Source organism: Denitratisoma oestradiolicum, assembly GCF_902813185.1.
Lineage (GTDB): Bacteria > Pseudomonadota > Gammaproteobacteria > Burkholderiales > Rhodocyclaceae > Denitratisoma > Denitratisoma oestradiolicum.
The window spans coordinates 3,045,491-3,066,920 of sequence record NZ_LR778301.1; the positions used below are offsets into that span (position 1 = coordinate 3,045,491).

Below are 21,430 nucleotides of genomic sequence, written 5' to 3' on the forward strand. Positions count from 1 at the left end.
CCAGTGGACGGCAAATAATCCCATGCAATAATCCCCACTCACCGAAACGGAGCCGACCATGCAACAACCCGCCCAGGAAATCTTCAAGGCCTATGACATTCGTGGCATTGTCGGCAAATCCCTGACGGCGGCGGCCGTACGCTCCATCGGCCAGGCCCTGGGCAGCGAGGCCCTGGCCCGAGGCATCACCACCATCGCCATCGGCCGCGATGGCCGGCTTTCCGGCCCCGAACTATCCACCGCCCTGGCCGACGGCATCAATAATGCAGGCGTCGACGTGATCGACATCGGCCGGGTGCCGACCCCGGTCACCTACTTCGCCGCCTTTGAACTGGGTACCGAGAGCTGCGTTTCCGTCACCGGCAGCCACAACCCGCCCAACTACAACGGATTGAAGATGGTGCTGGGCGGCCAGACCCTGTACGGCGAGATGATCCAGGACCTGCGGAGCCGCATCGAGCACAACCACCTCACGGAAGGCCAGGGCCATGTGCGTCATGCCGATGTGAAGGAGGCCTACCTGTCCCGTATCGTCTCCGATGTGAAGCTCTCCCGCCCCATGAAGATCGTGGTGGATTGCGGCAACGGCGTGGCCGGGGATTTCGCGCCGGAACTGTTCCGGCGCATGGGCTGCGAAGTGGTGGAACTGTTCTGCAAGGTGGATGGCAACTTCCCCAATCACCACCCGGACCCCTCCAAGCCCGAGAATCTGAAGGACGTCATCCGCACCCTCAAGGAGACCGACGCCGAACTGGGCCTGGCCTTCGACGGTGATGGCGACCGGCTCGGCGTGGTCACCAAGGACGGCGAGATCATCTACCCCGACCGCCAGTTGATGCTCTTCGCCGCCGACATGCTGGCCCGCAATCCTGGTGCCCAGGTGATCTACGACGTGAAATGCTCCCGCTGGGTGGCCCAGTCCATCCGTCACCAGGGCGGCGTGCCGGTCATGTGGAACACGGGCCATGCCCTGATCAAGGCCAAACTCAAGGAGACCGGCGCGCTGCTGGCCGGCGAGATGAGCGGCCATGTGTTTTTCAAGGAACGCTGGTACGGCTTTGATGACGGGCTCTATGCCGGCGCCCGCCTGCTGGAAATTGTCTCCCGCTGGGCCGACGCCAACTGGCCCCTGAAGCATCTACCCAATGCCCTCTCCACGCCGGAGCTGAACCTGAAGATGCAGGAGGGGGAGCCCCATGCCCTGATCGCCAGGCTACAGAGGGAAGGACATTTCCCCGGCGCGAAGGAACTGATCACCATCGACGGGGTACGGGCCGAATACCCGGACGGTTTCGGGTTGGCCCGGGCCTCCAACACCACACCGGTCGTGGTACTGCGCTTCGAAGCCGACAACATTGCTGCCCTGGCCCGTATCCAGGCCGAATTCAAGAGCGCCCTGGAGGCCGTATGGCCGGGGCTGGAGGTGGGTTTCGATGAATCAGGGCACTGAAGAAATCTTCATCGGGCGCCAGCCCATCCTGGACCGGGATCACCAGCTCTACGCCTACGAGCTGCTGTTTCGCAACGGTCGGGTCAATGCGGCCGATGTTTCCGACAACCTGGCCGCCAGCGCCAGCGTCATCAGCCACGCCTTCGCCGAACTGGGCATCGAGCGTGCCCTGGGACCATACAAGGGTTTCGTCAATTGCGACGAAACCCTGCTGCTCTCGGACATGCTGGAGATTCTGCCCTCGGAAAAGATGGTGCTGGAAATTCTCGAAACCGTGGAACCCACACCCCAGATCATCGAGCGCTGCCGGGACCTGAAGGCCCGAGGCTTCACCCTGGCCCTGGACGATTTCGTCAATTTTGAGGAGAAATGGCAGCCCCTGCTGGACCTGGTAGAGGTCGTCAAGGTGGACATCATGCCCCTGGACACCGCGGCCCTGGCCGCCGTCACAAAGGCACTGGACCGCTGGCCACTGAAGTTGCTGGCAGAGAAAGTGGACTCACGGGAACAGGCCGATCTTTGTCACAAGCTGGGTTACCACCTGTTCCAGGGCTACTTTTTCGCCAAACCGGCGATTCTGACCGGCAAAAAACTCAGTCAATCCCAGTTGGCGCTGATGCAATTGCTGGGACTGGTAATGGAAGATGCCGACACCAAGAACCTGGAAGCCATCTTCAAGCGTGAGGCCGGACTCACCATGAACCTGATGCGCCTGACCAATTCGGTGGCCACCGGCGTCGCCACCCGGGTCACTTCCCTGCGTCACGCCATCACCGTACTGGGCCGACGTCAGCTTCAGCGCTGGCTGCAACTGCTGCTCTACACCAACCCGGCCAGCGGCAACGTGGCCAGCCCGCTGCTGCAAATGGCAGCGGCCCGTGGGCGACTGATGGAACTGCTGGCCAACCGGATGTATCCGGGCAAACGAGATTTCGAGGATCGCGGTTTCATGACCGGCATCATGTCCCTGATGCCCACCCTGATGGGAGCGCCCATGGCGGAAATACTCAAGGGTGTCAGCGTCGCCAGCGACGTGCAGATTGCTCTGGAAAGCCAGGAAGGGGAGCTGGGCATCATGCTGCAACTGATCGAGGCCCTGGAATCCGGAGACGGCGCCAAGTGCCACGACCTGTCCGCCCAGTTGCAGGGTCTGGATCACGCCATCATCAACACCTGCCTAGCCGAGGCCATGGCCTGGGCCAGCAGCATCGGACAGGAAAAACCAGAAGACTAACGCGTATGGTCGCCAGCACCACCACCGAGGGTGAAAATACGCCAAAGTAACGCCGCCCATCCCTGGGGCGGGGCTACCCCATCGGCTCGCTACGCTCGACGGTCACGCCCGGCTCCGTTGATGCTGTTTAGTTAAACAGGGTACGGTTTCAGGCCATCAGGCCCCGGTCCCGCATCCAGTCCCGCAGCGCCCAGCCCGTGCCGCCTTCCCAGGGCACCAGTTCGGCCGGCGGCACCAGCTTGTAGGCTGCCAGTTCCTCGTTCAGCACGATCTCGCCCCGGGCCTGGACGTGGTAGGCCAGAATCAGTTCGTTCTTGCGATGGAAGGGATAAAGACCGATCAAGGCCACCGACTCGGCATCCAGATTGGTCTCTTCCTTCACCTCCCTGGCCACGGCCTCTTCCGGTGATTCGTCCCGTTCCAGGAAACCGGTGATCAAGGCATAGAACTCCACTGGCCAGGCGGCATTGCGGGCCAGAAGCACCCGTCCATCCCCATCCAGATATTCGATGATGGCAGCCACCACCGGCAAGGGATTGTCCCAGTGCACAAAGCCGCAGTCGGGCGCCGGGCAGACGGCGCGATTACGGCCGGCGTGGAACTGATCTGCCAGGGGAGCTGCGCATTGGGGGCAAAACCGCATCAATTGCCTCCGGTGCTGGCAGGTTTGGCAGCTTCAACCGGCTTCACCGCCGGCACCACCACCCCCGGAACCAGCGGAATTTCATCCACTGGCGTGACGGCAGTGACAAAGTAGCGGGTATCCCCGAAGCAGGAAGTCGGCAGGCCGACCTTTTCCTCGTAGTGCAGGGCCACGCGCTTGCCCATGGACTGATTGATCAACCGGGCAACCCTGGCCTCGCGAACGGTGAAGTAGAACTTTTCCGGAGCGGTACCCGGCATCGACACCATGGCCAGTTCCCCCTCCCAGGTCTTGCAGACCCAGCCCTTATGGGAAAGCTTCTGCACCCAGCCCGCCCGCTCGCCGCTGGAGTAGCTCCAACTCAGCACCAGAGCGAAATAGGCCGCCAGCAACAGTACCAACACGGCCAGGGCCACCCCCAGGCGCTTCAGCCAGAGATTCATAAGCGTTCGCCGACCCAGGCACGGACCGAAACCAGGGCCGCCGGCAAGGCTGCCGGATCGGTGCCGCCAGCCTGGGCCATGTCGGGCCGGCCGCCACCCTTGCCGCCCACCTGCTGGGCCACCATATTCACCAGTTCGCCGGCCTTGACCTTGGCCGTGAGGTCGGCGGTAACGCCGGCAATCAGCGTGACCTTGCCCTCGCTGACGGCGGAAAGCACGATGACCGCGCTCTTCAGCTTGTCCTTGAGCTTGTCCATGGTTTCGCGCAGGGCGGTCACATCGGCCCCTTCCAGCGTTACTGCCAGGACCCTGGCGCCCTTGACATCCACCGCCTGGCCGGCCAGATCGTCCCCCTGGGCAGCCGCCAGCCTGGACTTGAGACGGGCCAGTTCCTTCTCCAGGGCCCGGACGCTGTCAAGAATGCCGACCACCCGCTCGGCGATCTCGTCGGGCTGGGACTTGAGCAGGGCCGAGACACCCTGGATGCGGCGCTCCTGCTCCTGGACATAGCGCAGGGCATTGCTGCCGGTCACCGCTTCGACGCGGCGCACACCGGCGGCAACGCCGGCTTCCGAGAGTATCTTGAACAGTCCGATGTCGCCGGTACGGCCCACATGGGTGCCGCCGCACAGTTCCTTCGAGGAGCCGATGGCGACCACCCGCACCTCGTCGCCGTACTTTTCGCCGAACAGCATCATGGCGCCGGATTTCTGGGCCTCATCGAGCGCCATGACGCGGGAGTCCGTGGCGGCATTGGCGAGAATCTCGCGATTGACGATCTCCTCCACCTCGCGGATTTCCTCGGCGCTCATCGGCGCCCCGTGGGCAAAGTCGAAACGGGTCTTGTCCGGGTCCACCTGGGAACCCTTCTGCTGCACATGATGGCCAAGGACCTCGCGCAAGGCCTTGTGCATCAGATGGGTGACCGAGTGATTGCGGGCAGTGGCGGCCCGGGCGGCAACATCGACGCGGGCAGCCACCGGCTGGCCCACGGCCAGGCGGCCCGTCTTGACGATGCCGTGGAGGCCGAAAACCGAGGCCTGGATTTTCTGGGTGTCCTCGACGGCGAAGATGCCGCCGGAACCCTTGAGCTCGCCCCGGTCTCCGACCTGGCCTCCAGATTCGGCATAGAAGGGCGTGTTATCGATGACCGCCACGCCGAGATCACCCTCGTGCAGTTCCTGAACCGGTGTGCCGTCCTTGTAAAGTGCCAGGACGATGCCAGCGGTGTCCAGGGCATCGTAGCCGTGGAAGCTGCTGGCGGGGCCGTCGTATTCCAGGTTGGCCGCCATCTTGAACTTGCCGGCGGCCCGGGCCTGCTCCTTCTGCCGCGCCATGGCGGCGTCGAAGGCGGCGGAATCCACTGTCACGCCCCGCTCCCGGCAGATGTCGGCGGTCAGGTCCAGAGGGAAACCAAAGGTGTCGTGGAGCTTGAAGGCCGTCTCGCCATTGAACCGGGTGACGCCGGCACCGGCCATGGCGGCCAGGTCGGCTTCCAGGATCGCCATGCCATGCTCGATGGTGGCGAAGAAGCGGTCTTCCTCCTGCTTCAGCACTTCCATCACCCGTGTCTTGCCGCTGGCCAGTTCCGGATAGGCGCCGCCCATCTCGGCCACCAGGTCCGGCACCATGCGATGGAAAAAGGCAGCCCGAGCGCCCAGCTTGTAACCATGGCGGATGGCGCGGCGAATGATCCGGCGCAGGACATAGCCCCGGCCCTCGTTGCCGGGGATCACCCCGTCGGCGATCAGGAAGGAACAGGCACGGATGTGGTCGGCCAGCACCTTCAGCGACGGCGAATCCATGTCGGCCCCCGCGGTTTCCCGGGCGGCGGCGGTAATCAGGGTGCGGAACAGGTCGATTTCGTAGTTGGCATGGACCCCCTGCAACACGGCGGAGATGCGTTCCAGACCCATGCCGGTATCCACGCTGGGCTTGGGCAGGGGATGCATCACCCCCGCCTCGTCCCGGTTGAACTGCATGAAGACGTTGTTCCAGATTTCGATATAGCGGTCACCGTCCTCATCGGGGGAACCCGGGGGACCACCCCAGATATGCTCGCCGTGGTCGTAGAAGATCTCGGTGCAGGGACCGCAAGGACCCGTGTCGCCCATCATCCAGAAGTTGTCGGAGGCATAGCGGGCGCCCTTGTTGTCGCCGATGCGGATCACCCGCTGGGCGGGCACACCGATAGCCTGGGTCCAGATATCGTAGGCCTCGTCATCCTCGGCATAGACCGTGACCCAGAGCCTGTCCTGGGGCAGCTTGAAGACCTCGGTGAGCAGTTCCCAGGCGTAACGGATGGCGTCCTGCTTGAAGTAGTCGCCAAAGCTGAAGTTGCCCAGCATCTCGAAGAAGGTGTGGTGCCGTGCCGTATAGCCCACGTTCTCCAGATCGTTGTGCTTGCCGCCTGCCCGCACGCACTTCTGGGAGGTGGTGGCCCGGCTGTAGGGACGCTTGTCGAAGCCGAGGAAGACATCCTTGAACTGGTTCATCCCGGCGTTGGTGAACAACAGCGTCGGGTCCTCGTGGGGAACCAGGGAGCTGGAGGCGACGATCTGGTGGCCCTTGGAGGCGAAGAAGTCGAGGAATTTCTGGCGGATCTCGGCGCTTTTCATGGCGGGGGACGAAATTTTGCGAAACCGCGATTTTACGCGAAGCCGCCGCCCCGAAAAAACAAAAAGGCCCGCACCAGGCGGGCCTTGGCAGAGCGACGATGAAGACCGTCAGCGCCGCCTGGGCGTCCAGGCTTCCATCGCCACCAAGCCGTCGGCCCGGCGCATGGCGGTATCCAGGGCCTCCTTGGCGGGTTTTTCGTTGCGCCAGACAAATTCCATTTCCTCCCCCAGAATTTCCCTCAACCGCTCCAGGCCTCCCCCCATGCGCACCCGCAGGGTCTTGGGCGCAGATAGCCGACGCTCGGCCAGATCCGCCACCGCCGCCGGCACGCCGGCTTCCCGCAGGGCCTTCAGGGCCTCGGGCATCATCGGCAGATAGCCGGTGGCCCGCACCCAGGCCCGCTGATTATCCGGTCGCATCAGGAAGGAAACGAAACGTGCCGCCACCTGATATTCCGGTTTCTTGAAGCCTGCCAGCATCCACAGACCGGCCCCGTCGGGCAGCACATTGCGCGGCATCACGCCGTACTGGTCGTCGTAGTGGGGCAGCATGGCGGCCCCTGCCTGGATGCCCTCCCTGGCGATGTCGGCATAGAGGCTGGACTGGCTGGTGAGCATGGCGCACTCCCCGGAGAGGAAGTGGGCATCCCCCTCCCGGCGGGGGCCGTAGTAGCGGAAGTAGCGACTCTTGTACCAACTGGAGAGCAGGGCCAGATGCTTGACGTTGATCAGGCTGTTGAAGGCGATGCGGTTGGGCCTCGCCAGCATCGGCTCGTTGTGCTGGGAGGAGAGGTTTTCCATATGCACCCAGGCAAAGCTGGAAGTGGTGAAAGGACAGGCGCTGCCCACGTCGAAGAGGGCGCCGGCGGCCTTTTGCACTTCCCACCAGGTTCGGGGCGGGCTCTCCGGATCGAGTCCGGCCTTGGTGAATGCCGCCTTGTTCCAGAACAGCACCGGTACCGACAGCCCCAAAGGCAGGGCCTGGAGACGGCCGGCAGCATCGTCCACCGCATCGGCCATCTGGGGATAGAAACGCCGGGGGTCCAGCTTTTCGCGGGATTCTTTCATGATTTCATGAAGAGGCCGGAAGCGGGGGCGGGTATCGAAAAAGGTCAGACTGTCGTCCGGGTCCAGCAGGGCCATCTGGGGCAGATGCCGCTTGTCCTCCACCCCCGCCAGTCCCTGAAGCACGACTCGGGCCTTGCCTTTTTGGGCATCGTTGAAACGCAGAGTCAGGGTTGCCAGAGCATCCAGGGCCTTGCCCTCCAGGGCATGCCGCAACACCACTTCCTGGGCATGGACCGGCGTCACCAGCATCACCAGCGCGGCTGCCAGGGCCGCCCACCCTCTATTCGACAACATATGCACCATCACCCGCTCCACCCTATCAACTGCGGCCCGCAGTCTAGCAGGGCTACCTTAATCCTTCGTATTGGGAGAAACGTGGTTATTAATCCATGCCCATTCCCCCTCTCCCCCAACCCCTCCCCCGCGAGGGGGAGGGGCGCTTCGTGAGTCGCTGACGCGACTCTTGTTACTAAAGCGCTTCCCGCAACACCTGCATGGGGCTGCTGGCCAGGGCCTGACGGGTACCCAGCAGGCCGGCGGCCAGCACCAGGGCCGGGCCCAGCAGGAGACCGATCAGGGGCAGGTCGAAGGACGGCACATAGGGGAGATGAAATACCCAACGGGCCAGCAGGGCGCTGATCAGGCTGGCGCCCAGCCCCCCCAGCAGGCCGGTGGCCAGGCCCAGGGCGAGGAATTCGGCGGCCAGGGCCTGGCGCAACTGGAAGCTCCGTGCGCCCAGTGCCCGCAGCACCGCCAGTTCCTGGGCCCGCTCATCGGCGCTGGACTGGAGGGCGGCGTAGAGCACCGCCAGGCCAGCCAGGAGGGAGAAACCAAACACGGCCTGCACCGCCCGGGCCACCTGGTCCAGGGTGTCCTGCAACTGGCGCACCACGCTGGCCACGTCGATCACCGTCAGGTTGGGCAGTGCCCCCACCAGTTCATCCACGAAGCCGCTTTTTCGCGGCGGCAGGTGAAAGCTGGTGATGTAGCTGACGGGGAATTTTTCCAGCAGGCCCGGCGGGGCGATGACGAAGAAATTCACTCGCATGGAGTCCCAGTCCAGCTTGCGTAGCGATGTGATGGGGGCCGCCACCGTGTTGCCGGCGATGTCGTAGGTGAGTACGTCCCCCAGCCGGAGGCCCAGGGTCTCGGCCAGGCCCTGCTCCACCGAGAAGGCCGGGCCGGACCCGGCGCCATGCCAGCGGCCGCCGCTGATCCGGTTGCCCGCCGGCAACTGTTCGCCCCAGGAAAGATTGAACTCCCGGTCCATCAGACGCTGGGCCCGCTCGTCGGCGTAATCCGCCGGCCCCACCGCCTTGCCGTTGATGGCCACCAGCCGGCCCCGCACCATGGGTTCCAGCAGTGGCGTCTCCAGGCCGGCGGCGGTGAAACGGGTTTGAAGCACGGCCCGCTGTTCCGGCTGGATATTGATGGCGAAGCGATTGGGCGCATCCGGGGGCACTCGGCTTTTCCAGGCCGCCAGCAGATCGTCCCGTGCCACGGTGATCAGCAGCAGGGTGGTCAGGCCCAGGCCCAGGGCCAGGGCCTGGATCAGGCTGCTGGCCAGGCGCCGGCGCAGGCTGGCCAGGCCGTAGCGCCAGCCGATGCCGCCGCCGTGGCGCAGGGGCCCGAGCAGAGCCAGCAGCAGCCGGGCCAGGATGCCGTAGATCAGGAAAGCGGCGGCGAAGCCCCCCAGCACAATCCCCCCCAGGGTGGCATCCCCCGCCACCCAGAACATCAGCCCGGCCAGGACCACGGCCCCCAGCAGCCAGACCACCAGGGAGACCGGCTCCACTCCCCCGGTCTCCCGCCGCAGCACCCGCAAGGTCGATACCTTGCGCAATTGCAGCAGGGGCGGCAGGGCGAAGCCGGCCACCAGGGTCAGGCCGATGGCCAGCCCCTGGACCCAGGGCTGCCAGGAAGGCGGCGGCAGGGCCGGCCCCACCAGTCCGGCCAGAAACCTCTGCAACAGTTCCTGCACGCCATAGCCCACCAGGGAACCCACCAGCGCGGCCAGCAGGCCGAAGCCGATGAAGGCGCCGCCGTGGATCAGCAGCACCTGCCGACCGCTGGCCCCCAGACAGCGCAGCACAGCGCAGCCATCCAGGTGGCGCTCCATGTAGCGGTGGGCAGCGAGCCCCACGGCGATGGCAGCCAGCACCACGGCCAACAGGGCCGCCAGGCGCAGAAAGCGCTGGGCCCGTTCCAGCATCTGGCGCAACTCGGGGCGGGCGTTGTCCATGGTCTCCAGCTTTTCGCCCCGGCCCAGGCGGGGCTCCAGCCACTGACGAAAATCCGTCACCACGTCCTTCTCTCCCGCCAGGTGCAGGCGCCAGGTGATGCGGCTGCCGGGCTGGACCAAACCGGTGGAGGCCAGGTCCGCCTGGTGCATCAGCACCCGGGGACCGAAGGCCAGCAGATTGAGGCCCCGCTCCGGCTCCAGGGTCAGCAGGGCGGCGATGCGCAGTTCCCGGCTCCCCACCCGCAGCTCATCACCCACGGCCAGGTCCAGGGCGGATAGCAGACGTTCATCCACCCAGACACTGCCGGGTGGCGGCACCTCCCGGGTCGGGGCATCGGTCTGGCCCGAAGCGGAAGCGATGCGTAATCGACCCCGCAAAGGGTAATTGGATGAGACCACCTTGATGTCAGCCAGATGGCTGTGAGCATTGGCGGACACCATGCTGGGGAAGCTGGCGCTCTCGGCCCGGGCCAGGTTCCGGGCAGCGACTTCCCGCGCCACCGCCGCCGGCCAGGGATGGTCGGCACTGAGCAGCAGATCGCCCCCCAGCAGTTCGTGGGACTGCAACACCAGGGCCTGCTCCACCCGGTCGGTCAGGAAGGAGACGCTGGTCAAGGCCGCCACCGCCAGCACCAGGGCGAAGCCCAGCACGTTGAGTTCCCCAGCCCGGGCGTCGCGGACCAGCATGCGGAGCATCAGCCTGAAAATGCGTAAGCCGGAGCCCCGTGTAACCCTCGAGCACAGCGAGCCGATGAGTAGCCCCGCCCCGGGGCGGGGATGGGGGTGGGGGGTGTTCAATTTGCCTTTGCGCATTCTCATCCTCGGAGGGGCTGGCGACCATGCGCGTTAGGCACAGGTTGTGCAACCATGGGTGCGTCAAAGACTACGCAGATACTCCACTGCCTGTTCCACCCGATCCACCGCCACCACCTCGATGCCCTTGATGGCCTGTTTGGGGGCGTTGGCCTTGGGGATCAGGGCGTGGGTGAAGCCCAGCTTGGCGGCCTCCTTCAGACGTTCCTGGCCTCGGGGCGCGGGGCGGATCTCGCCGGCCAGGCCCACTTCGCCGAAGGCCACCAACTTGGGTGGCAGGGGTCGATTGCGCAGGCTGGAGACGATGGCCAGCATCACCGCCAAGTCCGCCGCCGGTTCCTGGATGCGCACCCCACCCACGGCATTGACGAACACATCCTGGTCGAAGCAGGCAATGCCGGCATGGCGATGCAGCACCGCCAGCAGCATGGCCAGGCGCTGGGGCTCCAGGCCCACGGTGAGCCGGCGCGGACTGGGGCTGTGGGCCGTATCCACCAGGGCCTGGATTTCCACCAGCAGGGGGCGGGTGCCTTCCTGGGTCACCAGCACGCAGGAGCCCGCCACCTCCTGGGCGTGCTGGGAAAGGAACAGGGCCGAGGGGTTGGAGACACCCCGCAGCCCCTTGTCGGTCATGGCAAAGACCCCCAGCTCATTGACCGCGCCGAAGCGGTTCTTGAAAGCCCGCACCAGGCGGAAGCTGGAATGGGTGTCGCCCTCGAAATACAGCACCGTGTCCACGATGTGTTCCAGCACCCGGGGACCGGCGAGGGAACCGTCCTTGGTCACATGGCCCACCAGGATCACGCAGATGCCGGTCTGCTTGGCCAGTCGGGTGAGCTGGGCCGAGCATTCGCGCACCTGGGCCACGGAACCGGGAGCCGATTGCAGCGCCTCGGAATAGAGGGTCTGGATGGAGTCGATCACCGCCACCTCGGGCTTTTCCCGTTGCAGCACCGCCAGGATTTTTTCCAGGCTGATCTCCGCCAGCAACTGCATGTGATCGGCCCCCAGTTGCAGGCGCCGGGCCCGCAGGGCCACCTGCTCCCCCGATTCCTCGCCGGAGACGTAGAGCACCGGCCGGCCGGCCTCGGAGAGCCGGGACAGGGCCTGCAACAGCAAGGTGCTCTTGCCGATGCCCGGATCGCCGCCGATCAGCACCACGCCCCCGGACACCAGGCCGCCCCCCAGCACCCGGTCGAATTCCTCGATGCCCGTGGGCTGGCGCGGTTCCTCCAGGGGATTGATTTCTCCCAACCTTTGCAAGCGCCCGCCGTTGCCTCCGGCGATGGCGGCGAAGCGATTGGTGCCAGCGGCGGCCGGCTCGGCGATGGTCTCCACCAGGGTGTTCCACTGCCCGCAGCCGGGGCACTGGCCCTGCCACTTGGGGCTGATGGCGCCGCACTCGGTGCAGGAATAGAGGGTCTTTGCCTTGGCCATATCAGTCTTCCACCTGGATCGCCACCCGGGCCGCCAGGGCGCAGAGCAGCTCGTAGCTGATGGTGCCGGCGGCAGCGGCCACCTCTTCCACCGGCAGGTGTCCGGCGGGGCCGACGCCCCAGAGGGTCGCGGGGCTGCCAACCTGGGCGGCGGGAATGTCGCTGAGATCCACGCAGATCTTGTCCATGGACACCCGCCCCACCAGCGGCACGCGCCGGCCGGACACCATCACCGGGGTACCTGTGGGGGCATGGCGGGGATAGCCGTCGCCATAGCCGCCGGCAATGATGCCGATACGCATGGGGCCGGAGGCGACGAAGGTGCTACCGTAGCCCACGGTGTCACCGGGGGCCAGCTCCCGAACGGCCAGGACCTGGCTTTCCAGATTCATGACCGGCCTCAGGCCCAGGGCCTCGGCGCTATGGATGGCGGGGCAAGGCGAGCAGCCGTAAAGCATGATGCCGGGACGAGCCCAGTCACCGGCCCCGCCCCGTGCCCCCGGAAAGCGCACCAGGGCCGCCGAGTTGGCCAGGCAGATCGGCAGGCCGGCTGCTGCCCCGTCCCGGAAATCCGCCAGACAGGCCATCTGCCGGGTGATGCCGGCAGGTTCATCGGCGTCGGCGAAATGGGTCATCAGGGTGATGCCGGCCACCCGGGGCGAGGCCTGAAGCCAGGCCAGGGCCTGACGGAAGTCAGCCTGGTCAAGGCCCAGGCGGTTCATGCCGGTGTTGAGCTTGAGGTACACCGGCAGGGCCTCGGCCAGGCCATCGAGCATTGGGGAATCCACCAGCCAGCGCACCTGGGCCAGACTGTGGAGTACCGGCGTCAGGCGGTGCCGGGCGAAGCGGGGCAACTCGTCCTCGCTGTAGAAGCCTTCCATCATCAGCAGGGGCTGGCGGAGGCCGGCCTCCCGCAGGGCCTCGGCGCTCTCCAGTTCCAGCAGGGCGAAGCCGTCGGCCAGGTTGGACAGGGCATGGGCTACCCGGAACAGGCCATGGCCGTAGCCATTGGCCTTGACCACGCACCAGAGGGCCGTGGCGCCGCCGTACTGGCGGGCGACAGAATAATTGTGGCGGAGCGCCGCCAGGTCGATACGGGCGCGTAGGGGACGGGTCATGCTCAATAGGGAATCAGGGAAACACGGATTTATTTGTCGCCCAGGCAAAAGCCGGGGTCCAGTGCTTTGATTTTCCTGGATTCCGGCTTTCGCCGGAATGACGAAATTGAATTAGTCAGCGTTTCCATAAGGGAATCGGTTCGGTCAGCAAGGTCGAAGTTTCTCATATCGGCCGGCCGACGTTTTCCCGATGGGAATCAAGGAAGCCGTAAACGCTTTCGTGATATAAACCCGGCTCTTCGAGCTTGCCCATGACTCTCGGCTTCTACATCATCATGGCGGCGCAGTTTTTTTCCGCGCTCGCCGACAATGCCCTCCTGATCGCCGCCATCGCCCTCCTTCGGGACATGCATGCCCCGGCGGGGTATGAGCCATTGCTGAAGACCTTCTTCACCCTGTCCTATGTGGTCCTGGCCGCCTTCGTCGGCGCCTTCGCGGACTCCATGCCCAAGTGGCGGGTGATGTTCATCAGCAACGGCATCAAGGTCCTGGGCTGCGGCCTGATGTTCTTCGACGTTCACCCCCTGCTGGCCTACGCCGTGGTGGGCCTGGGGGCGGCGGCCTATTCACCGGCCAAGTACGGCATCCTCACCGAATACCTGCCCCATCGTCTGCTGGTGGTGGCCAATGGCTGGATCGAGGGTCTGACGGTGATCGCCATCATCCTCGGCACCATGTTGGGGGGAGCGCTGATCAAGCCCGAGTTCGCCCATGCCCTACTGTCCTTCGATCTGCCCCTGATCGACACGGGCATCGATACCGTGGGTGAAATGGCCCTGACCGTGGTGGCCGTCCTCTATCTGATGGCGGCCCTGTTCAACCTGTACATCCCGGACACCGCAGTGGACCACAAACCCCTGCGGAAAAACCCCCTCTACCTGATCCATGAATTCAACCACTGCCTGCGCCTGCTCTGGCGCGACCGGTTGGGACAGATTTCCCTGGCGGTGACCACCCTGTTCTGGGGGGCCGGCGCCACCCTCCAGTTCATCGTGATCGAGTGGGCCAAGACCGCCATGGGCATGGACCTGTCCCGGGCCAGCATGTTGCAGGGCGTCGTCGCCGTGGGAGTGGCCCTGGGTGCGGTGCTGGCAGCCCGACTGATCAGCCTGCGTCAGTCGGTCAAGGTCACGCCCCTGGGCATCGCCATGGGACTGGTGGTGCTGGGCATGGTCTTCGTTCGCGACTACAACCTCGCAGTGGGGCTGCTGGTGCTGATCGGAATTCTCTCGGGTCTGTTCGTGGTGCCCATGAACGCACTGCTCCAGCATCGTGGCCATGTGCTGATGGGGGCCGGCCATTCCATCGCAGTGCAGAACTTCAACGAGAACCTGTCCATCCTGATCATGACCAGCGTCTATTCGATGCTGCTCTGGGCGGGCCTGTCGATCTACTGGATCATCGCCCTGTTCAGCCTCTGCGTGGCCGGCGCCATGCTGCTGGTGCAACTGCGCCAACTGGCCAATCAGCGCCAGCACGACGACCTGACGCACCTGGACGGTTAACGTAAAAAACAGCAACGGAACCGATTGTAACCATCGAGCGCAGCGAGCCGATGAATAGCCCCGCCCCGGGGCGGGGATGGGGCTGGCGACCATGCGCGTCAAAGCATCAGGGGCCGATCCGGCAGTTCGTTGCTGTCGGCGCCGCTGCTGGGGAAATGGCTGATCAGCAGATGGGCAGCCTGGGCCACGGCTTCCAGGGCGCCGCGATGGAAGTCTCTGTCCCTGAACGCCAGTTCCATGCCCCGGCAGATGCTGTCCCATTCCTCCTGGGGCACCAGATTGTTGATACCCCGGTCAGCAAGGATTTCCACCCGCCGATCCACCAGTTGCACATAGATCAGGACGCCGCTGTTTTCCTCCGTGTCCCAGATGCGCAGGCGGGAAAACAGCTCCGTCGCCCGCTGCCGGGCCGACTCGTCCCGCCAGAGCAAGGCCAGGGGCAGCGGCCCTTCCACCACGAAGCGCAGTTCGCCCCGATGGCCGGTCTCGGCCGCCTTGACCGCCGATTCGATGGCGTCCAGGATGGCGCGGTCGAAGGGCCGCCGCGCCCACCAGGCCGGCATCAGCAAATGCTTGAGCAGACGTCGCAGTTTCATCTCACCAATTCCCCGAGGCGCCGCCGCCGCCAAATCCACCACCGCCGCCGCTGAATCCGCCGCCCCCGCCCCCGCGGCCGCCCCGCCCCGACAGAGCACCCAGAGCGATGTTGAGGCCGAAGAGGGCGAGGAACAGGCCGGCCCCGGCGCCGATCAGCACCCCCACCAGGGAGGTCGAATAAAGCCAGCCCACCACGCCGCCGGCACCCGCCACCAAGGAGGAGCCGATCAGGTTGCCCAGCACCATGCGCAGCAGGGCGCCGCCGATCGCAGCCACGGCCAGCAGGACAAGAAAAGTGTTTTCACCCATTCCATTGGGATCGAGTACGGCCTCCTGGCCGCCCTGGGCTGCGGGCAGGGGCTCCCCCTCGATTACCGCGCCGACCGCGGCCACGGCAACCTCGATGCCGCCGAAATAGTCGCCCTGCTTGAAACGGGGCACCAGGGCTTCGCTGATGATGCGCTTGGCCGTGGCGTCGTTGAGGGCACCCTCCAGCCCGTAACCCACCTCCAGCCGTACCCGCCGGTCCTCCTTGGCGACGATCAGGATCACGCCGTCGTCCACGCCCTTGCGCCCCAGCTTCCAGGACTCAGCCAGGCGGATGCCGAACTGTTCGATGGTCTCGGGCTGGGTACTGGGCAGCAGCAGCACCCCCACCTGGGCGCCCTTGGCCTGCTCGATGGCCGTCAGGGCGGACTCCAGGGAAGCCCGCTGGGGCGGCGTCAATGTGCCGGTCAGGTCCGTCACCCGAGCCTGGAGCGGCGGCACAGCCACCAGCGCGTCCCCTCCCCAGCACGGGGGGGCGAACAGCAGCCAGCCGACGGCCAGCAAACGGGACAGCATGAGGCCTTACTTGGCCGCCGGCGCCGTATCGAACTTGATGGGGGGCGGTGCCGCCATGGCCTTCTCGTCTTCCACGGCGAAGTTGGCCTTGGGCTTCCAGCCCATGACCATGGCCGTCAGGTTGTTGGGGAAGGTCCGCACCGAAATGTTGTAGTCCCGCACCGAGGCGATGTAGCGATTGCGGGCCACGGTGATGCGGTTCTCGGTGCCTTCCACCTGGGCCTGAAGATCGCGGAAATTGGCGTCGGCCTTCAACTGGGGATAGTTCTCCGCCACCACCAGCAGTCGGGACAGGGCGCCCCCCAGATCGCTCTGGGCCTGCTGGAATTTGGCGAAGGCGGCGGGATCATTGACCAGCTCCGGCGTGGCCTTGAGGCCCGCCACATTGGCCCGGGCCTCGGTCACCCGGGTCAGCACCTCCTTCTCGTGGGAGGCATAGCCCTGCACCACCGAGACCAGGTTGGGAATCAGGTCGGCCCGGCGCTTGTACTGGTTGAGCACTTCGGACCAGGAGGCATTCACCGATTCATCGTTGATCTGGATCTGGTTATAGCCACAGCCGGACAACAGGGCGGCAACCAGGGACAGCAGGGCAAGCAAACGGAAACCCATGGATTCATCCTCCGAAAAAAACAGTCCAAACGCCAAAGGGATATGGGGCCGGCGCAGGGTAACACAAGGGTCCGGTCGCAAGGTCCCCTGCCCAGGGGCATGGGCCGGGGTCTTTCCGGGTTGCGCACTTGACATGCCATTTCCTGCCCGGTAGCCTATTCCAGACTAGGTATTCTGTAACTAATGAGGGCGCAATGGGCAGGCCGGCAAAGTATGACGAGGACACCGTGGTGGCATCCGCCATGGACCAGTTCTGGGCGGCGGGTTTCAATGGTTCCAGCGTCGATGCCCTGGTGGAGGGTACCGGCCTCAACAAGCACAGCCTGTATCAGGCCTTCGGTGGCAAGGATGGCTTGTTTCTGAGGGTTTTGCGGGAATACCTGGATATCCATAGCGCCGCTTCCCTCGCTGTCTTTTCCCGCAAGCGCGGCTACGAGGCCCTGGCGGGGTATTTCCAGGGGGTGCTGAAAAAGTTCGATCCACGGGGCTGCCTGGTGGTCAATACGGCGGTGGAACTTGGCAATACCGACCCGGAATGCCAGCGTCTGATGGGCGGCTACTACAGCCAACTGGCCGGATGCTTCGCCCAGGCCATCAAGGAGGGGCAGGAGGACGGCAGCATCCGCGGTGATATCCATCCCCAGGACACGGCCCAGTGGCTGCTGCACGCAGTACAGGGGCTCGCCGTGAATGCACGACTAGGGGCCACGCAACGGCCCACCGCCAGATCCATATTGGCACTGCTTGCCAATTCCAGCGCGACCGCGCCTGACGCGCATGGTCACCAGCACCACCCCCGAGGATGCTAATGCGCAAAGGCCAATTGAACGCCCCCCACCCCCATCCCCGCCCCGGGGCGGGGCTACCCATCGGCTCGCTGCGCTCGACAGTTACACTCGGCTCCGTTGATGCTTTTTCATTACGTTAAACCAAGGAGGAACAGACAGTGATCAGCAATACCCTCAACACCAAAACACTGGGCACGGCATTGCGGCAGGGCGGTGCCCTGACCGCTGGCTACGACAAGATATGGAGCACGATCTGGCAGCACCAGACCCATGTTCCAGTGGCCCTGTTGGAGCTGTGCCGCCTACGTCTGGCACAGTTCCACGATGCAAAGTCGGAGCTTGCCCTGCGCTACGCCCCCGGCCTCGACGCCGGCAAGATCGAGTCGCTGCTGAGGGGCGACTACGTCAAGGATGCCCGCTTCAGCGCCGCCGAACTGGCCGCTCTCGACTTCACGGAGATTTACGCCCAGGACCCGATGGCGATCAGCGATGAACAGGCGGCCAGCGTCAAGCAGCATCTGGGTGAAGCCGGCCTGGTCTGCCTGATTGAATCCCTCGGCTTCATCGAGGGTCGCATCCGTCTGGCCCTGATGTTCAGCGCCCTGCAAGCCACCCCCAAGCATTGAGCGGAGGAACACCATGAACAATCCCCAAGCGCGTGTCGGCAAACCGAGTACCAGCACCGGACACGTGATCCGCGATAGCAGCCTCGGCCTGGCCACCCAGACCGTGGATGCAATCATCGAAATGAACAATCTGATTTGGGGCAAAAACAGCGTACGCATGGCTCTGCTGGAGATGCTGCGACTGCGCAACGCCCGCACGGTCAATTGCGTGTTCTGCAAGAGCGTGCGCTACGACGTTGCCCGCAAGGACGGCCTGACCGAGGACAAGGTCGCCCACATCAACGACGACTTCGATTCCAGCGATTTGTCCGAGATCGAAAAGCTCACCCTGGCCTTTGCCGACGTATACCTGCGGACGCCAGATAGCTTCGACCCGGCCCTGATCGCCAGGCTGCGCCAGCACTTCAGCGAGGAGCAGATCTGCCACATGGCGATCTCGATCGCCACCTTCAACGCCACATCCAAGTGCGCCGTGAGCCTGGGCGGCATGCCCGAGAGCCTGCCGGTGATGGAGGTGGAAATGAAAATAGCCGACGTCCAATGAGGTCAGACGCTTCCCTCTCCGCTATTTCACCTCGGCCCTGACGGGAAAGCGCTCGAAATAAAAACGGAAACGCTCCCGCAATCTCTCCGGAGCGACGCCGAAATCCCGCTCCAGGTTGTAGATCACCTTGCCTTCCTTGCCCCGGGGATGATCGGCGATGTAGCGGTCCAGGCGCCCTCGGGCGCCGGGCGTCAACTCCATGCCAGCCTTGGCGTAGACCTGGGCCACGGTGCCCATTTCATCGGCCATGAAGGTGTGGAAATAGGAATCGAAGCTGTGGGCAGGCGCCAGCAGTTCACGGTCCCGCACACAGGCGCGCAGCAGGTGTTCGATCCGGTCCGTCCAGTAGTGGATCAGGGCCTCGGTGGCGACGTGGCGGCGGTTGATGCGCTGGCTGTAGGCCTGCATGGTGACGGACGACTGAATCACCGCCACCGGGTCCCGGTGAGTGATGACCACCGTGGCATCCGGGAAAACCTTCTTCAGCACCGGTAGCTGCTCCATGTGCTGGGGACATTTCAGCACCCAGCGCTTGTCGGGCTGCCCTGCCTGGCTCCGCTGCCACTGGAGCAGCTTGAGCACGTTCTTCATGTATTCGTAATGGGGCGTCTGGTCATGGGCGTAGTAGTGGTCGCGCCAGCGGGGCGAGAGGGTCAGCCACTCGAAATTGTAGGAGGCGAAGTCTGGCCCCATCAGCTCCAGTTCTTCGTGGATGTGCTCCGGCTCCATGGGATGCATGGCGGCGATCAAGGGCGTGGTTGCCTTCATGCCTTCCCAGGCGGCGGCGCAGCGCTGATAACGGGGGTCTGTGCCGTCGGGCAACAGGCCTTCACCCGGCAGGGGCACCGGCTCGTAGGATTCCCAGAGAGGCAGGGAATGGAAACGGTCATCGGCTGCCAGCAGGTTGACCAGATGGGTCGTGCCGGAACGAGGCAGACCCAGCACAATGACTGGCGCCTCGATTTTCTGGTCCAGGATCTCGGGGTGCCGCTTCAGGGTATCGTGGATCAACAGCCGGTTGCTGGCATAGCGCACCAGATAGCTCCGCAGGGTGTTGCGGGCCAAGGGGGTGATTTCGGGGTCCCCGTCCCATTCTTCCCGCAGCACCCGGAGCCGTTCGCGGAAATCGTCGGCACCGAAATCGTTCAGCCCGGTGCGTTCCCGGGCCGCCTGGAGGATGGACTCCTCGCTGAAATCAGTAGTCAGGCTCTCCCCCCAGGTCAGTGCATCCTTTTGAACCTGGGAAAGTTGAGGAGCGGCCAGATCGTCGATACGGATTTCGTTGCTCATGATGAATTTTCGATGGCAATTTTGAAAGCGCGAAAACCAGACATCACAAATCATCCCCGGCTTCGGGTGCGATGATCATGTCCTATTTCTGGTCAACCGATGCCGACACCGGTGTGGACAGCAAGGCCACGATGGCATCCTCCAGGGTCTGTACGAAAAGCCCGGTATCCATGACAGCCTGGGGATGATCAACAGCATCCAGCATCCGGGAATGATCGGCCAGGCCATGGAACAACAGCACTGCCGCCAACAGAGTGCGTTGTTGCAGGATCGGTTCGGGAAGCTGGTATTCAGCCAGGGCATCCAGGAGCGTCCGGGTGAGGCGGTCCGCGAGGGGCAGCTTCAGGGGGGAGGCTGCGAGATGCTGCGTCCCCAGGGTGTGCACCGCAACCAGTTGGGCATTGATGCGTATGAAGTCACGTCCACCATCGGCATCAAGCAACTTCTCCGCTACCGGGTAGATGAAGGCCTTGACCACATCCCGCAGACCCCGGCGCCCCATCTGCTCCAGCTGGTCCAACAGACTGTGGCGACGGGCAGCGATGCCCGGCACATGCTTGTCGATGATGGCCTGGAGCAGGCCTTCCTTGTTGCCGAAGTGGTACTGGCATACCGCGGCGTTGCGCTGCCCGGCGGCCTTGCCGATTTCATTCAGGGTCACCCCATCCACGCCCCGCTCGGCGAACAGTCGCTCGGCCACGGCGATCAGCTTGGCCCGGGTGGCGGCGCTACGGGGTGTGAGCCGCTCCTGGGGGTTGGCATCGAAGGACATCACCTGGGCCATGGTCAGCCCACCACCGAATAGCCGCCGTCCACCGGCAGGGTCTGGCCGGTGATGAAGCCGGCGGCGGCGCTGGTCAGGAACAGTACCGCCCCGGCGATGTCCCGGGGATCTCCCATGCGCTTCATCGGGGTACGGGCCAGCACGGGATCATGCATCGCCGGGGTGGCTTCGAAGTGCTGCATCATGTTGCTGCGTATGAAGCCGGGGGCCACCGCATTCACCCGGATGTTGTCCCGGGCCCAGGCCACGGCCAGGGTCTTGGTCATCTGCACGATGCCAGCCTTGGCGGCGCCATAGCCCGGCACTGATTCCACGCCAAAGTAGGAGGTCATGGAAGCCATGCCGATCACACTGGCCCCGCCAGGCAGGGTGCTTCGGGCCAGCTTGTCGCGGCAGGCATGGGCCAGATGGTAAGGCGACAGCAGGTTGGCCTGCACCGACTTGTCGAACATCGCCGGATTGGATTCGTCCTGGGCCGCAAAATTGCACCCGGCGTTGTTGACCAGGATGTCCAGCCGGGGCAAGGCATCCGCCAGGGCCTTTATCTGCTCGCTGTCGGCGAGTTCCAGTTGCAGGTAACGGTAGCCCGAGAAGTCGCCCTCGTAGTCCGCAGCCCGGGGGCGGGTACCCGTGATGATGACCTGTGCTCCGGCGTCGCGATAGGCGGCGGCGATGCCGGCGCCGATACCATTGCTGCCGCCGGTGACCAGCACATGGGCGTCACGGTAGTCGAATTTCAGGTTAGACCAAGTGGTGTTGGAACTCATGGATGCTTT

At 64.7% G+C, this 21,430-nt stretch carries 19 protein-coding genes; 6 read left to right on the forward strand and 13 right to left on the reverse strand.

What is annotated here, in order from left to right; all coding sequences use genetic code 11:
* The first annotated feature begins 58 nt into the window (after positions 1–58).
* Together DENOEST_RS13790 and DENOEST_RS13795 are read left to right on the forward strand one after the other, a co-directional pair.
* Positions 59–1,450 carry a phosphomannomutase/phosphoglucomutase gene (locus DENOEST_RS13790; RefSeq protein WP_145770976.1) on the forward strand — a complete coding sequence of 464 codons (1,392 nt, stop codon included), beginning with the start codon at positions 59–61 and terminating at the stop codon, positions 1,448–1,450.
* Positions 1,434–2,684 (forward strand): EAL and HDOD domain-containing protein, encoded by a 1,251-nt coding sequence (locus DENOEST_RS13795; protein ID WP_145770975.1) that lies wholly within the window; start codon positions 1,434–1,436, stop codon positions 2,682–2,684. Before DENOEST_RS13790 ends, DENOEST_RS13795 begins: the two co-directional genes overlap by 17 nt.
* Positions 2,685–2,832: 148 nt before the next feature.
* Here the strand turns inward: DENOEST_RS13795 and DENOEST_RS13800 are convergent, their stop codons facing one another.
* From DENOEST_RS13800 to alr, 7 genes are all read right to left on the reverse strand, one after another.
* Positions 2,833–3,327, reverse strand: coding sequence for an NUDIX hydrolase (locus DENOEST_RS13800; protein ID WP_145770974.1), 495 nt, complete (start codon positions 3,325–3,327; stop codon positions 2,833–2,835).
* Positions 3,327–3,770 (reverse strand): hypothetical protein, encoded by a 444-nt coding sequence (locus DENOEST_RS13805; protein WP_232096512.1) that lies wholly within the window; start codon positions 3,768–3,770, stop codon positions 3,327–3,329. Before DENOEST_RS13805 ends, DENOEST_RS13800 begins: the two co-directional genes overlap by 1 nt.
* Complete coding sequence (gene alaS, locus DENOEST_RS13810) at positions 3,767–6,388, reverse strand: alanine--tRNA ligase (protein WP_145770973.1); 2,622 nt, start codon at positions 6,386–6,388, stop codon at positions 3,767–3,769. Before alaS ends, DENOEST_RS13805 begins: the two co-directional genes overlap by 4 nt.
* A gap of 108 nt (positions 6,389–6,496) precedes the next feature.
* Positions 6,497–7,759 carry an extracellular solute-binding protein gene (locus DENOEST_RS13815; RefSeq protein WP_183148262.1) on the reverse strand — a complete coding sequence of 421 codons (1,263 nt, stop codon included), beginning with the start codon at positions 7,757–7,759 and terminating at the stop codon, positions 6,497–6,499.
* A 166-nt stretch (positions 7,760–7,925) separates the two neighbouring features.
* Positions 7,926–10,385, reverse strand: a complete 2,460-nt coding sequence (locus DENOEST_RS13820) for an ABC transporter permease (RefSeq protein ID WP_232096513.1) — start codon at positions 10,383–10,385, stop codon at positions 7,926–7,928.
* A gap of 189 nt (positions 10,386–10,574) precedes the next feature.
* A complete protein-coding gene (gene radA / locus DENOEST_RS13825) occupies positions 10,575–11,948 on the reverse strand; it encodes a DNA repair protein RadA (protein ID WP_145770970.1) in 1,374 nt (457 codons plus the stop codon).
* 1 nt (position 11,949) lies between these two features.
* Complete coding sequence (alr, locus tag DENOEST_RS13830; protein ID WP_145770969.1) at positions 11,950–13,065, reverse strand: alanine racemase; 1,116 nt, start codon at positions 13,063–13,065, stop codon at positions 11,950–11,952.
* Positions 13,066–13,316: 251 nt separating this feature from the next.
* Between alr and lplT the strand changes: the two genes are divergently transcribed.
* On the forward strand, positions 13,317–14,570 hold the full coding sequence (gene lplT, locus DENOEST_RS13835; protein ID WP_145770968.1) for a lysophospholipid transporter LplT: 1,254 nt from the start codon (positions 13,317–13,319) through the stop codon (positions 14,568–14,570).
* A gap of 98 nt (positions 14,571–14,668) precedes the next feature.
* Here the strand turns inward: lplT and DENOEST_RS13840 are convergent, their stop codons facing one another.
* Genes DENOEST_RS13840 through DENOEST_RS13850 form a run of 3 tightly spaced genes read right to left on the reverse strand, consistent with a single transcriptional unit; the run spans position 14,669 to position 16,622 of the window.
* Entirely contained in the window at positions 14,669–15,166 is a 498-nt protein-coding gene (locus tag DENOEST_RS13840) for a TPM domain-containing protein (RefSeq protein WP_145770967.1), read from the reverse strand.
* 1 nt (position 15,167) lies between these two features.
* The gene (locus DENOEST_RS13845) at positions 15,168–16,010 is read right to left on the reverse strand and encodes a TPM domain-containing protein (protein WP_145770966.1); all 843 of its coding nucleotides are present in this window, start codon (positions 16,008–16,010) and stop codon (positions 15,168–15,170) included.
* A 6-nt stretch (positions 16,011–16,016) separates the two neighbouring features.
* Entirely contained in the window at positions 16,017–16,622 is a 606-nt protein-coding gene (locus tag DENOEST_RS13850) for a LemA family protein (protein ID WP_145770965.1), read from the reverse strand.
* Between the two features lie 194 nt (positions 16,623–16,816).
* On the opposite strand from DENOEST_RS13850, the gene DENOEST_RS13855 reads away from it, so the two are divergent.
* From DENOEST_RS13855 to DENOEST_RS13865, 3 genes are all read left to right on the forward strand, one after another.
* Entirely contained in the window at positions 16,817–17,431 is a 615-nt protein-coding gene (locus DENOEST_RS13855) for a TetR/AcrR family transcriptional regulator (protein WP_145770964.1), read from the forward strand.
* A gap of 137 nt (positions 17,432–17,568) precedes the next feature.
* Positions 17,569–18,036: a carboxymuconolactone decarboxylase family protein gene (locus tag DENOEST_RS13860; RefSeq protein WP_145770963.1), complete on the forward strand. Its 468-nt coding sequence runs from the start codon at positions 17,569–17,571 to the stop codon at positions 18,034–18,036.
* A gap of 13 nt (positions 18,037–18,049) precedes the next feature.
* Positions 18,050–18,580, forward strand: coding sequence for a carboxymuconolactone decarboxylase family protein (locus DENOEST_RS13865; protein WP_145770962.1), 531 nt, complete (start codon positions 18,050–18,052; stop codon positions 18,578–18,580).
* A gap of 21 nt (positions 18,581–18,601) precedes the next feature.
* On the opposite strand, the gene DENOEST_RS13870 is transcribed toward DENOEST_RS13865, so the two are convergent.
* The 3 genes from DENOEST_RS13870 to DENOEST_RS13880 form a co-directional block, all read right to left on the reverse strand.
* On the reverse strand, positions 18,602–19,870 hold the full coding sequence (locus tag DENOEST_RS13870) for a sulfotransferase family protein (RefSeq protein ID WP_145770961.1): 1,269 nt from the start codon (positions 19,868–19,870) through the stop codon (positions 18,602–18,604).
* Between the two features lie 82 nt (positions 19,871–19,952).
* Positions 19,953–20,654 (reverse strand): TetR/AcrR family transcriptional regulator, encoded by a 702-nt coding sequence (locus DENOEST_RS13875; protein ID WP_145770960.1) that lies wholly within the window; start codon positions 20,652–20,654, stop codon positions 19,953–19,955.
* A 2-nt stretch (positions 20,655–20,656) separates the two neighbouring features.
* Positions 20,657–21,421, reverse strand: coding sequence for an SDR family NAD(P)-dependent oxidoreductase (locus DENOEST_RS13880; protein WP_145770959.1), 765 nt, complete (start codon positions 21,419–21,421; stop codon positions 20,657–20,659).
* Between the last annotated feature and the right edge of the window lie 9 nt (positions 21,422–21,430).